General features: G+C 68.1%; 11 protein-coding genes. 9 read left to right on the forward strand and 2 right to left on the reverse strand.

Annotated features, from left to right (window positions below; translation table 11 throughout):
• Positions 1–782 precede the first annotated feature (782 nt).
• The 6 genes from NM2_RS50135 to NM2_RS51450 all read left to right on the forward strand — a co-directional run bounded on the left by NM2_RS50135 (position 783) and on the right by NM2_RS51450 (position 7,998).
• Complete coding sequence (locus NM2_RS50135; RefSeq protein ID WP_169816145.1) at positions 783–2,447, forward strand: putative type IV secretion/conjugal transfer ATPase; 1,665 nt, start codon at positions 783–785, stop codon at positions 2,445–2,447.
• A 61-nt stretch (positions 2,448–2,508) separates the two neighbouring features.
• Positions 2,509–2,817: a transposase gene (locus NM2_RS09180; protein ID WP_040825177.1), complete on the forward strand. Its 309-nt coding sequence runs from the start codon at positions 2,509–2,511 to the stop codon at positions 2,815–2,817.
• Between the two features lie 31 nt (positions 2,818–2,848).
• Complete coding sequence (locus tag NM2_RS09185) at positions 2,849–4,555, forward strand: M23 family metallopeptidase (RefSeq protein ID WP_067666626.1); 1,707 nt, start codon at positions 2,849–2,851, stop codon at positions 4,553–4,555.
• On the forward strand, positions 4,552–5,241 hold the full coding sequence (locus NM2_RS09190) for a hypothetical protein (protein WP_245717922.1): 690 nt from the start codon (positions 4,552–4,554) through the stop codon (positions 5,239–5,241). The genes NM2_RS09185 and NM2_RS09190 overlap by 4 nt, the downstream gene beginning before the upstream one ends.
• Positions 5,242–5,277: 36 nt before the next feature.
• The gene (locus tag NM2_RS09195) at positions 5,278–7,188 is read left to right on the forward strand and encodes a type IV secretory system conjugative DNA transfer family protein (RefSeq protein ID WP_067666628.1); all 1,911 of its coding nucleotides are present in this window, start codon (positions 5,278–5,280) and stop codon (positions 7,186–7,188) included.
• 69 nt (positions 7,189–7,257) lie between these two features.
• Entirely contained in the window at positions 7,258–7,998 is a 741-nt protein-coding gene (locus NM2_RS51450; protein ID WP_245717923.1) for a DUF4913 domain-containing protein, read from the forward strand.
• A gap of 114 nt (positions 7,999–8,112) precedes the next feature.
• On the opposite strand, the gene NM2_RS09205 is transcribed toward NM2_RS51450, so the two are convergent.
• Both NM2_RS09205 and NM2_RS09210 read right to left on the reverse strand, forming a co-directional pair.
• Positions 8,113–8,655, reverse strand: coding sequence for a hypothetical protein (locus tag NM2_RS09205; protein WP_067666629.1), 543 nt, complete (start codon positions 8,653–8,655; stop codon positions 8,113–8,115).
• 370 nt (positions 8,656–9,025) lie between these two features.
• A complete protein-coding gene (locus NM2_RS09210) occupies positions 9,026–9,928 on the reverse strand; it encodes a peptidylprolyl isomerase (RefSeq protein ID WP_067666631.1) in 903 nt (300 codons plus the stop codon).
• Positions 9,929–10,078: 150 nt separating this feature from the next.
• On the opposite strand from NM2_RS09210, the gene hisS reads away from it, so the two are divergent.
• The 3 genes from hisS to NM2_RS09225 all read left to right on the forward strand — a co-directional run bounded on the left by hisS (position 10,079) and on the right by NM2_RS09225 (position 13,250).
• Positions 10,079–11,356, forward strand: coding sequence for a histidine--tRNA ligase (gene hisS / locus NM2_RS09215; protein WP_067666633.1), 1,278 nt, complete (start codon positions 10,079–10,081; stop codon positions 11,354–11,356).
• A 74-nt stretch (positions 11,357–11,430) separates the two neighbouring features.
• Positions 11,431–12,075 (forward strand): hypothetical protein, encoded by a 645-nt coding sequence (locus NM2_RS09220; protein ID WP_067666635.1) that lies wholly within the window; start codon positions 11,431–11,433, stop codon positions 12,073–12,075.
• Between the two features lie 167 nt (positions 12,076–12,242).
• Positions 12,243–13,250 carry a malate dehydrogenase gene (locus tag NM2_RS09225; RefSeq protein WP_067666637.1) on the forward strand — a complete coding sequence of 336 codons (1,008 nt, stop codon included), beginning with the start codon at positions 12,243–12,245 and terminating at the stop codon, positions 13,248–13,250.
• Positions 13,251–13,285: the final 35 nt, after the last annotated feature.

Genomic DNA, 13,285 nt, shown 5'->3' on the forward strand with positions numbered 1-13,285 from the left:
CGGGCCGGTCGGGCGATGCCGAGGCGCGCTCGCGTTCCCGGGACGTCGCACCGCCGCGTGAGCGCCGTCCGATGCGCGAGGACGCGGCCTCCGATCGTCTGGCGATCGAATCCTCCACTGCTCGTGAGCAGTCCGTCACCACGCGGGAGCACTCCACCTCACGTGCCGGAGCGATTCCCGCACTCGACGCGCCCGCCGCGAACGGCCCGGCGCCCACGAACGGCAAGACGGCCTCAAACGAGACGAAGCCCGCCGCCGATGGTCCGGGTCCGGTCGACGCGAGGCGTGGCCCGGCCGATACCGGCACACGCAATTCCACGTCCCGGCCCGCGACGGCGCGCGACCGTGGCAACCAGCAGACACCCGACCGGTCGGGCGGTGCGGCCCGGGGGACCGAACAGCGTGTGAGAGGTCGTGAGGACATGCGAGACGGGCAGGGCGGTCGGCGTCAGCGCCCGCCGCAGGATTTATCCGAGCAGGCCGGACCGCCCGACCCCCGCGCCGCACGCCCGCGTTCGGGACCGGATACGTTGTCCGGCAACGGATCCCATCCGGATCCGCAGCGCGCCGACCCGGGGCATCTGACCCGCAGCCGTGCCCCGATGTCGCAGCGCAATCGCCGCCGGGTGACCGATCGCAACGGCGGCGAGACCGTCCGCGGCGAATCCCAGCGCACGGCCCCGGTTCCGGCGAGGTCGTCGTCGGCTCGAAAGGGCAAGGGCGGCAAGCAGCCGAAAAAGGGGCCGCCGCTGCTGGACGAGCTCACCCGGGCCCGGCTGGAGATGACCGCCCGCGAGGGCGCGGGTCTGCGCGCGGGCTGGGCGGCCTTCCGCATCCGCACCGACGATCTGCGCCGGATGAACGCCGCGGCCCGCCTCGAATCGGAGGACGAGGACGGATTCGACCGCACCACAGCGCAATTGACCGATCGCGGTTATCTCGGCGCGGGCGGCGGCCGGATGAACGTCGTGGGCCGTCCGGTCGAATACCGCGCCACCACCGCGCAGGTCGCGGGCCTGTGGCCGTGGTCGGTCGGCGCGGGCGCGCCGCTGATCGGCACCCCGCTCGGCTCGCATCTGCACACCGGAGCCCCGGTCTGCTTCGATCCGATGAACTGGTTCATGCGTGGCAGTTTCATCACCGCGCCGAGCCTGTTCGTCCTGGGACTCAACGGATTCGGTAAATCCTCGCTGGTGCGCCGGATCGTGCTGGGCGGTGTCGCGCAGGGCATCACGCCGCTGATCCTGGCCGATGTCAAACCCGACTACCGCAAACTGGTGGAGATGGTCGGCGGACAGGTCATCGACCTGGGTTACGGCCACGGCAAGCTCAATCCGCTGGCCGGTGGTGTCCTCGGCTCGGTCGTGCCGCTGCTGAACGATATGCCCGCCTTGCAGGTTCAGGTGACCCAGGAACTGCGGGCCCGCCAGGTCACCCTGATCGCCGGTCTGGTCGAACTCGTGCGCGGTGCGCGGGTGCGCGACTACGAGGAGACGCTCATCTCGACCGCGCTGAGCATCCTGTACCGGGAGGGCAGCGAGTTCGCCCCGGAGAATCCGCCGATCATGGAGAATCTGCTCGAGGTCATCGTCGAGGGCGGCGAGCAGCTGATGCTCGACGCCGGTGCGGACAGCCCCGAGGAGTACCACGAATCCATCAAGGGTCTGCGCCGCTCGCTGCGCGCCCTGACCCAGGGTCCGTTCGGCGCGGTGTTCAACGGGCAGACGACCACGCCAATCGACACCACCGCGGTCGCGGTCTGCATCGACGTCTCGCACATCCCCACCGGCGATAAGAAGCTCAAGGCCGCGGTCATGCTGGCCTGCTGGGCCGACGGATTCGCCTCGGTGGAGGCGGCACACGTGCTCGCCGACGCGGAACTGGGCGCGCAGCGCTATTTCCAGGTGGTCATGGACGAGCTGTGGCAGGTACTGGGCCTGGGCGATTTCATGGTCGATCGCGTCGACGAACTGACCCGTCTGCAACGCGGCCTGGCCACCTCGCTGATCATGATCAGCCACACCATCAAAGATCTGCAGTCGCTCGGTTCGGAAGCCGCGATCGCCAAGGCGATCGGTTTCCTCGAACGCGCCCGCGCGAAGATCTTCGGCGCGCTGCCGCCGGAGGAGATCAAACGTCTGGATTCCACGATTCCGTTCACCTCCGCCGAGGAGGAGATGGTGACGGGATGGTCGGCGCCGCAGGCGTTGACCGGTGAGGCGCTCAAACCCGGACAAGCCCGCCCACCCGCACCCGGTACCGGTAAATTCCTGCTGAAGATCGGCGAGGATCGCCGTCCCGGCATACCGTTCCACATGGAATTCACGATCTCGGAGAAGGAAAGCGGAATCCACGAAACCAACCAGCGTTTCAGCGAATTCACCGAATCCACCGCACGCCGCGGTGACGACGCCGCACCGAGCGGTGACGAGGGGAGTGCTGCGTGAGAGCGAACCGGGCGGTGGCGCAGGCGCCTTCGCGGATTCGGCGGTCAGGGAGGCTGGCACGATGATGCCGCACAGGTCCTATCGCAGGGTGTCACCGCAGGTGCGCCAGGCCGCGGTGGAACAGGTCATCGCCCTGACGGGCAAGCTGCGCAGCGAATCCGAGGCGTGCCGGGTGGTGGCCGAGCAGATCGGCGTGCACGCCAATTCGGTCCGCAACTGGGTGCGTGCCGCGGAGGGCCCCGGCCTGGATCGAATGGACGCGGGCGCGCTGCGGCGCAAAGTCGCTCTGCTGCAACAGCAACTGGCCGCCGCCGCCGAGATGAATCGCACCCTGGTGGAAACCCTCAACGACACCCAGCGCAGCACATGATCGCTGCCCAGCGACGAATGGGCGTGCCGCGGTGAACGGGAAATCTCTGCTGTGGGTGGGATTCGGCAGTGTGATCGGGCTGATCGCGCTGATCGTGATCATCGTGCTGCCCTCCTCCGAGGACGACTGCGCCGATCAGCCGACCGTCTCGGTCACCGCGCCGGTCCCGAGCGTCGCGGCGCAGGCACAACCCTCGCCGGCCTCGGGCGCGGCGAAACCGACCGGATCCACAGCATCGGTGCCGAACGCGCCTGCGGCGGCGTCACATTCGACGGTCCCCGATGTGCCCGCGGCAGCGGTGAATCCGGGTACGGGCGAAGACCGGCCGGGCGGGAGCCTGGCGCCGATCCGGCGGACCTGGCCGCTGTCGGCCGGATCGTTCCAGATCTCCGACACGTTCGGTTCGCGCGGTGGCACCCATCTCGGCGTCGACCTGGCAGCCCCGGACGGTACGACCATCTACTCGGTGGCCGACGGCACGGTCGTCGCGGCCGGACCGGCCTCCGGATTCGGCAACTGGATCGTGGTCGACTCCACGGATGTCAACGGACGTCCGTTCTCCGCGGTGTACGGGCACGAATGGGCCAGTGGCGTCGGGGTGCGGGTGGGACAGACCGTGCGTGCCGGTCAGCCGATCGGCCGGGTGGGCTCGGCCGGACAGGCCACCGGGCCGCACCTGCATTTCGAGATCGTTCCCGGCGGCCGTCTCAACGGCGGGCATCAGATCGACCCGCTGCCCTGGTTGGACGGCGCACCGACCCCGCAGGCCAGCGGTGCGGTGCCGAATGCGGTGAATCCGTTGTGCGGCCTCGGGTTCGGGACCGCCGGTGGCGCACTCGCCGCCGGCAAGGTGCCCGCCGACCTCGAAATCTGGTATCGCCGTGCGGGATCCATCTGCCCGGAGATCACCTCCTCGATCCTGGCCGCCCAGGGCAAACAGGAGTCGGGATTCCGGCGCGGGCTGACTTCCCCGGCAGGTGCCGAGGGTTTGGCCCAATTCTTGCCCGGCACAGCACGATCCGCCGATCCGGACGACGGCAGACCCTACCTGCTCGATGCCGACGGCAACGGCACGGCGAGCCTGTGGGACGACGGCGACGCGATCATCGCGCAGGGCCGCTACATGTGCTCGCTGGCCCACCGGATCGAGGGCTGGATCGGGCAGGGGAAGGTGCGTGGCGACGTCGTGCCGTTGGCGTTGGCGGCGTACAACGCCGGTGAGGGCGCGGTACTGGCCTCGGGCGGGATGCCCGACCAGGTCCCCGCGCACTTCTCCGAGACCCAGCCGTACGTGGCGAACATCCTGGCGATGGAGGCGCAGTACCGCGCGCCCGGCTCGATGGGTAGCTTCCAACCGGACGGCGGGTCCGGCGGCGATCAGATCGTGCGGGCCGGTGAGCAGTGGATCGGCACCCCGTACGTGTGGGGCGGCGGTGGTCCGTCCGGGCCTACCGGAGGCGGTCTGGACGGGCCGGGCCTGACCTCGGCGTCGGTGTTCGCGGCGTCCTCCGGCCGGATTATCCTGCCGCGCACGGCCGAACAGCAGTGGGAGAAGGGCTCGGAGGTTCCGTTGAGTGCGGCGCGTCCGGGTGATCTGGTGTTCTTCGATTTCGGCCTGCGCGGGCCCGCGGACGTCGGCATCTATCTCGGCAGCGGCCGCATGCTGCGCGCGGCCGATCCGTCCGGTGTGGGCCGGGCCGCGGTACCCGGTGACGGACGGTTACGGAGGGTGATGTGAGCCGGACAGCTGTGCACGACCGCGGACGCGCGGGACACGCCGAGATCACCGAATTGCCGAGAGCTGTCAACAGTCCCGTGCGCCCGATAGCCTGGAGGACAGACATGGTCGGCCGCCGCCCGCCGGGCGGGCGGGCCTCGGTGACCGGGCGATACGCGATAGTGGTGGTGATGCTGGTGGTGGGCGTCGCGATGTTGGCCGCCGCATGCGCCGGGGGCACCGGAGCCGACTACACGCAGCAGCCCACGACCACGGTCCGGCAGCTGGAAGCGGTGCCGCCGCCGGACCCGAGCACACCCGACGGCGTCGCGGTGGCGGCGCTGCAGGAGATCTACACCTGGTACCCGGCGACCGAGTCCGAGGGGACGTCGCTGTCGCGGGCGCGGCGGTACCTCGGCCCGACCCTGCTGCGGACGCTGGATTCCCCGCCGAGCGTCGCGGAGACGCCGAAACCCTCACTGCAGTGGGCGGATTGGGCCACGGCCGGGGCGAAGATCGAGGCGTTCGCGTTCGCGTCGGGGGAGAAGGCGCCGTCCACCGGCGATCCGGATCATCAGCAGTACAAGATCGGAATCGAGCAGACCGTCCTCTACCCGGACGGGCGGCGCGAACCGCTGCCGCCGACGACGGTCATCGCCACCGTCGTGTCCACCGGCGGAGTCTGGCGACTCGACGGATTCCGTTGAGCGGCAACAACATATACGGTCACCCAGGAGGCTGAGATGGCGAAGAAGGTGAAGGATCCGGCCGACCCGGGTCCCGACCACACCCTGATTCTGATCTATGTCGGATTCGCGGTCGTCGGAACCCTGTGGGTGGCACTGCAACTGGGCAACTGGCTGTCCACGCCCAAGCAGGACATCCCGATCAATCCGATCGCGATCGTCGCCTCGTTCGCGCGGGGGAAACTCAGCTGGCCGATGCCCGCCACGGTGATCGTGATTCTGGTGATCGTGCTGTTGATCGCGTTCGTCACGGTGCGCAAGGAGATGCGCAAGCGCGCCGGTAAAGGCAAGCTACCGGTCGACGACAAGGCTCAGTACATGGGCATGGGCGGCTCCATCGCCGCGCTGACCGAACAGGGCGTGCGGGAGAAGGCCGAGCAGCTCGGTGTCGGCTCGGGGCGCGGGTCGGGTGGCCTGGAGTCGGGCCTGTCGCGCAATCAGGGTCTGGGCTACAACGATTCACCGGGTGTGCCGATCGGGATCTCGGTCGCCGAGGGTATGCCGCTGTACGGCTCGTACGAGGATCTGCACCTGGACATCTGGGGGCCGCGGCAGGGCAAGTCGACCTCGCGGGTGATCCCGGCGATTCTGTCCGCCATCGGCCCGGTGCTGGTCACCTCGAACAAGCGTGACGTGGTCGACGCGACCCGCGGTGTGCGTGAGCGCCAAGGGGATACGCGCCACGTGTACGTCTTCGATCCGCAGGGCGTGGCCCTGGACGTGGATCAGCCGATCAACTGGTACTGGGATCCGCTGCGCTGGGTCGATGCGCGTCGCCGCGGTTGCGAGATGCGTGCCGCACAGTTGGCCGGGCACTTCGCCGACGCGGACTCCGGCCTGGATTCGAAGGGGGACAAGTACTTCGACGCCGAGGCCGAGGACCTGCTGGCGAACCTGTTCCTGGCCGCCGCGGTGGCGCAGCGGCCGATCGTGCAGGTGTGGGAGTGGGTCACCAACCCGAACAACCCCGAACCCATCGAGATGCTGCGTCAGGCGACGCCGTACTGGGCCAATGTGGCCGATCTGAGCCTGTCCGCGTCATCCTTGTCCGCGCAGTACAACACCGATCCGCGCACCAAGAGCGGCATCTTCGGCACCGCGAAGAAGATGATCGGCTGCCTGAAGATGTCCAATGTGCACCAGTGGATCACCCCGGGCGGCGATCGTCGGGAGTTCGACGAGCTGGAATTCCTGGAGCGCAACGGAACCCTGTACTGCCTCTCGCTGGAGGGCCGCGGTTCGGCCGCCCCGCTGGTCAGCGCCCTGACCGCGGCGGTGGTCGATGTGGCGATGCGCGAGGCGGCCCGCTCGCCGCACGGACGTCTGCGGGTGCCGCTGCTGGCGGTGCTGGACGAGGCGGCCAACGTCGTGCGCTGGAAGGATCTGCCCAAGCAGTACAGCCATTTCGGCTCGCGCGGCATCGTGGTGATGACGGTGTTGCAGTCCTGGGCACAGGGCGCCCGATGCTGGGGCGAGGACGGTATGGAGGCGTTGTGGTCCGCCGCCAATATCAAGGTCCTCGGCAGCGGTATCGACGATACGAAGTTTCTCGCCGAACGGTCTGAGGCGATCGGCGATTACGACGTGATCTCCCAGTCGATGTCCGAATCCAAGGGCGGCAAGAGCTATTCGCGTTCGCTCGGCTCCTCGCGGACGTTGAACGTCAACGCGCTGGTCACCCTGCCGCGCGGCCGCGCGGTCGTGTTCACCTCGGGTGCGCCCGCGGTGATGGTGCGCACGGTTCCGTGGTGGGAGGGCCCATACGCCGACGCGGTGCGGGATTCCATCGCACGGTACGAGCCAGGCGCCCGCACCACCCAGATCAGCGATCTGGTCGAGGAGCGCGGTCTGGTCCGGGAGGCGCCGGCCGAGCAGTACGGTCAGCCCGAGGAGGTGCAGCCCCTGTGAGTGCGTGCGGTGAGTGGGCTCTCGGCGTGATGCGTTCCGCCGCAATGGAATCGAAGGGGAGGTGAGGACTTGACCGAACCGGAGCAGTACCTCACGCACTTCCCGGACGTCGTGGCGTTCGTGGATCAGTATCTGCGTTATGTGTACCAGCGGCAGGTCACCGATACGACCGATGCGGTGTGGTGCCCGGAGTGGTGGCGGCACCCCGAGGCCGTGGCGCGGCTGGATACGCTGTGGCGGGCGTGGGAGAACCAGCGGCGCGATGACAGTAAGGGTTTGAGCATCTGGTTCCTCGACCACGCCGATAAGCACATGGCGAAACTGCTGGACCCCACTGGCCCGTTCAAGTACTGCAGTTCCAGGCACGGGCATCGCCAACTGCTGGCGCCGTTGCCGTTGCGCACCCCGCCGCCCGGAATGTTCAACGACGTGACCGACGACGCGAAAATCTACAAGTCGGTGGTGCAGTTCGTCGAGAACTACCTGAGCATGACCTTTCAGCGGCAGGTCACCGATACGACGGATACGGTGTGGTGCCCGGAGTGGTGGCGGCATCCCGAGGCCGTGGCGCGGCTGGATGCGCTGTGGCGAGCTTGGGAAGACCTCAGGCAACAGAGTGCGACCGGCCTCAGCGAGTGGTTCGTGGAGCATGCCGACGGGCATATGAAGCAGTTGTTCGATCCGCGTGGCACTTTCCGCTACTGCAGTGCACGGCACGGCCACAAGGATTTGCTGAGCCCACTGCCGACCGCGGAGCCCGGGGGCGGGATGTTCAGCAATCCGGCGGACGCCGAGGAATATCAGGTCTGAACCGGAACCGGCTGCGCGACAGCGGGTTCTGGTGAATCTGGTCCAGCTGCTGAATACACCGCACTGCCCGGGACATCGGAATAGATACCCCGGGCAGCGGTGAACCGATCGGAATCAGCCGCGGGTGCGCTCGAGCCCGCGACCCTCCAATTCCCGAGATTGTCCGATACGCCTGCCGGTATCGGGCCGCATGCGCACCGCCTCGGATGCGGGCTGGGCCTGACCGACCTCCATCAACATGCGTACCGCCGCGAGTTCGGGCGCTACGCCGATGCGATTGAGATGCTGAGCCAGCGCGGTACGGCGCTCGGCCGAGTCGTACCGGACCGAGGGCGTGGTCTGGCCGCCGACCGGTGCGGCAGTACCGGTACGGTCGGAGATGCTGCGGTCCCGCTCGAGGGAAACGCCCCGTTCGAGCGGAGCCTTCTCGAACATCCTGGTGAGTTCGAGGTTGCGCGGATCCTTGGCCTTCGCCTCACGCGCCTCCCGGAATTGAAGTTCCCGGGCCTCTTTGACGCGCGATTCGGTGACCTTGACGCGGGCTTCGGCTTCCTTCTGTCCGCGCTCCCGGGTGCGCAGTGCGACCAGTGTCGCGAGCTGCAACATTTGCTTCATGATCGACGACGTCTCGGCGCCGATTTCGTCCATTTCCGGCATGGCCTGCTCCCCGATGTTGCAGTGGGATCACTATGGATGATGTGTGGTGCATCGTCATGGACGCGGTCACCGGAACGGTGGTTCGAGTGATACGTCCCGCCTGCATTGTGGACACCGGGAGCACTGGGTGAGCGGTGCTGCCCGGTGGGGCGTTGACAACACTACGTTCGTACTCCGTTATACGAGGTTACCAATAAATATGCAGGGTTGCCTTACCAGGCGTGCACCGTGACAGCATATATCGCACATTTCCGACCCGCGCGCAGAACCTTCGTATGTTTTCCGATGAGGTCGAGGTTCGGGCCGAAGCTTCTTCGTGCATTCCCCGAAAACGTGGTGGCCGCCGGATTCGACTCGGCGGCCACCGATTTCAGCTCGCGGTGACCGATGTGAAGGTGATCGGCAGGTTCGGCTTACCGCCCCCGGCAGAGGAGTCCATCGAGTGGTCGTCACCGGCCTTGGCGACCTTGTCCAGCGTCGCCAGCCCGGCCTGGTCGATCGTGCCGAAGATGGTGTACTGCGGCGGCAGCTGCGAGTCGCCGAACATCAGGAAGAACTGGCTGCCGTTGGTACCCTCGCCGGTCGTGCGGTCGGGGCCCGCATTGGCCATCGCGACCACACCGCGCTTGTACAGCACCGGATTCTGCGCGGCGGGATCCTCTTTGGCGTACTGATCGGTCGGGTACTCGTTGTTGTACTCGTAGCCCGGTCCGCCCTGGCCGGTGCCGGTCGGATCGCCGCACTGCAGCATCTGCAGGCCCTGGGTGCTGAGCCGGTGGCAGGGGGTGTTGTCGTAGAAGTGCTGATCGGCCAGGTTCACGAAACTGTTGACCGTGCAGGGGGATTCGGCCGCGTTCAGGGTGATCCCGATCGGGCCCTGCGTGGAATCGATGGTGACCTTGTGAGTGCCGGAGGTGGAGACCTGGGTCTTGTCCGGCTTCTGCACCGGCTTGGCCGCCTGGCCGCCGTCGCGGTACGCGCAACTCACGGTCGCGGCCTTGGGCTTGGCCGCCGGGGGCGGGGCCGCCTTGGGCGTATCGGAGAGTGAGGCGTCGGCGCTGGTGGTGGCGGACGAGTCGGCCGAATTCGCAGCGTGGTCGTCACCGCGCGTGAGGTAGTAGATGCTGACACCGGCCGCCACCGCGATGACCACGCCGAGCACGGATCCGGCGATGGTGAGCTGCTTGCGCCGCCGAGCCCGTTCGGCCCGACGGGCGAGTTGCCGCTCCAACTTCCGTTTCGCCGCGGCACGTCGCTGTTCGTTGCTCGGCACTCCCAGTTCCTCCCGTGTAGGTCTGCGTTCCGGCCAAGAGTCTGCCATCAGTTCCTGAGGCAGGTCTCAGGACCGGACCTACCGCGGTCGCCGGTGTCGCTCGGGAACCGGTTGGACTTGCGGATATGTGGTAGGGGAGACTGGGGGATCGTGACCAAGACCAGCAGCTTCAACGCCCCGAAGGGGATCCCGGATTACGTCCCGCCCGGCTCGGCCGAGTTCGTCGCCGTGCGCGACACGCTCGTGCATGCCGCGCGATCGGCCGGATACGGGCATGTGGAGCTGCCGATCTTCGAGGACACCGGCCTGTTCGCCCGCGGGGTCGGGGAGTCGACCGATGTGGTCAGCAAGGAGATGTACACCTTCGCCGACCGTGGCGACCGGAGCGTCACGCTGCGCCCGGAGGGCACCGCCGGGGTGATGCGAGCGGTGATCGAACACGGTCTGGACCGCGGGCAGCTGCCGGTCAAGCTGTGTTACGCGGGCCCGTTCTTCCGCTACGAACGGCCGCAGGCCGGGCGGTACCGGCAGTTGCAGCAGGTGGGCGTCGAGGCGATCGGTGTGGACGATCCGGCACTGGACGCCGAGGTCATCGCGATCGCCGACGCCGGATTCCGCGCCCTGGGCCTGGACGGGTACCGACTCGAGATCACTTCCCTGGGTGACGATTCGTGCCGTCCGCAGTATCGAGAACTGTTGCAGGAGTTCCTGTTCGGGCTTCCCCTGGATGAGGAGACCCGGCGGCGCGCGGAGCTGAATCCACTGCGGGTCCTCGACGACAAGCGTCCCGAGGTGCGGGAGCTGACCGCTTCGGCGCCGCTGATGCTCGATCACCTGTCGGAGTCGGCGAAGGTCCACTTCGACCAGGTTCTGGGATATCTGGACGCGATCGGAGTGGCGTACACGATCAACCCCCGCATGGTGCGCGGGCTGGACTACTACACCAAGACCACCTTCGAATTCGTGCACGACGGACTCGGCGCACAGTCGGGCATCGGCGGCGGCGGCCGGTACGACGGACTGATGGCGCAGCTGGGCGGGCAGCCGCTCTCGGGCATCGGATTCGGACTGGGCGTGGACCGGACCATGCTGGCGTTGCAGGCCGAGGGCAAGTCCGCGGCCGAGCCGGCGCGCGTGGACGTCTTCGGTGTACCGCTGGGCGAGGCGGCCACCCAGCGGCTGGTGGTCCTGGCGGCACGGTTGCGCGCCACGGGTGTGCGGGTCGATCTGGCCTACGGCGGGCGCGGGGTCAAGGGCGCGATGAAGGCCGCCGACCGCTCCGGCGCGAAATACGCTCTGGTGCTGGGCGATCGGGATATCGCCGAGAACGAGATCGGGTTGAAGGATCTGGCCACCGGCGATCAGCGGCAGATCGCGCTCGACGATGCGGTCGGCGCGGTGTCGGAGGCTCTCGCGCACGATCGGTAGTACGGTCACGGGGCCGGGATCGCCCTGGGCCCTGGCCCGAACCCGCCGGAGTGCAGCGGAGGCCATGGATACAGATGCAGCAGCAACCGAATTCGTCAGGGCCGCAACGGGTCGGCCTGGATCTCATCGCCCCGGAGGTGTATGCGCCGGTGTTGCGCCGGTTCACCCTGCTCGCCTGCGGTGCGGCCGTGGTGGTGGCCTTACTGCTGGCGCTGCTGGTCGACTGGCCGGTCGCGGTGCTGGCCGGTGTGCTGCTGGTGGCGCCCGCCGCGGTGTATACGGTGTCGGTGCGGCGCCGGCGAATCTGGCTGGCGGGCACGGTGGTCGAGGCGCGCACCCTGACCGGGCGGCGGCGGGTGGACATCGCGCAGGCCACCGGTGTGGAGATCCTGGTATACCCCGGGCGGCTGAGCCGGATCGTGCTGCGGATCACCGCGGGGCGCGTTCGGCAGGTGATTCCGCTGGCCATGTACACCGACGCCGGTGGCGGCCGGGAATTGCACATCCTGGGGTTGCGCACCCTCGCCGACGCCCTGGCCGCGAGTCATCTCGCGGCCGCGCTGGGCGTATCCAGCATGCTGGTCGGCCAGTTGCGCGCGGAGGCTCGTGACGCGGGACTCGAGCAGCGGCCGCTGTATCGGGCCGTTCATCTGGTGCGGGTCAAGGATGTGGTCCAGCCCGTCGCGCTGAGCGACGCGGATATCGCCGCACTGGGCTGAGCTGTCCCGCCGTAGTGCGAAAAGCGTTGCTGCGCAGCGTATCGAGCCTGCGCTGTGGCATTCGCGGGAAGGGTTTCTCGCGGATGTCTGATTGCTCACGGTGAGCCGTCCGGCGATGTGCGGCTCGATAGGCTCGGGCACATACAGCCGATCATCGAGGAGTTGATGTGACCAGGACTGCTCGCACGCCCGTGACCGTCACCGTCACCGGTGCGGCCGGACAGATCGCCTACGGATTGCTGTTCCGGATCGCCGCCGGGGCGATGCTCGGGCCGCAGACGCCGGTTCGACTGCGGCTATTGGAGACGCCGGCCGCGGTCGGCGCCCTCGAGGGGGTGGCGATGGAACTCGAGGACGGCGCGTTCGCCCTGCTCGAGTCCGTCGACATCGCCGACGATCCGTGGATCGGATTCGAGGGGGCGAATATCGCGGTGCTGGTTGGCGCGCGTCCCCGGACCGCCGCGATGGAGCGTTCGGATCTGCTCGCCGCCAACGGCGCCATCTTCGCCGATCAGGGCGCGGCCATCAACGCCAGTGCCGCGCCGGATGTGAAGGTCCTGGTGGTGGGCAATCCCGCGAACACCAACGCGCTCATCGCGATGAGCAATGCCCCCGATGTGCCCGGTTCGCGATTCACCGCGCTGACCCGGCTGGATCACAACCGGGCCATCGCCCAGCTCGCGCGCCGGGCGGGTGCGCCCGCCGCGTCGATCGCGAGAATGACCATCTGGGGTAATCATTCGGCCACCCAGTATCCGGATCTGCACCATGCCACCGTCGGCGGTCGCCCGGCGTTGCGGATGATTGGCGAATCTGCTTGGGTCACAGAGGATTTCATCCCCACCGTGCAGCAGCGTGGCACCGCGATCATCAAGGCCCGAGGTGCGTCGTCGGCGGCGAGCGCCGCGGGTGCGGCCCTGGATCACATCCGGGACTGGGTGCTGGGGACCCCGGACGGCGACTGGGTGTCGATGGCGGTCCCGTCCGACGGGTCGTACGGCGTGCCCGACGGGCTGATCAGTTCGTTCCCGGTCACCTGCGCCGAGGGGGAGTACCGGATCGTGTCCGGGCTCGAGATCGATGAATTCTCCCGTGCCCGAATCGATGCCAGTGTCGCCGAGCTGGAATCCGAGCGGGATGCCGTGATCGAACTGGGCTACGCCAAGCGCTTCTGATCGATGTGCCGGGCGGTCCGATCCTCGCGCGGGCG

This window comes from Nocardia miyunensis NBRC 108239 (assembly GCF_001613065.1).
GTDB classification, from domain to species: domain Bacteria; phylum Actinomycetota; class Actinomycetes; order Mycobacteriales; family Mycobacteriaceae; genus Nocardia; species Nocardia miyunensis.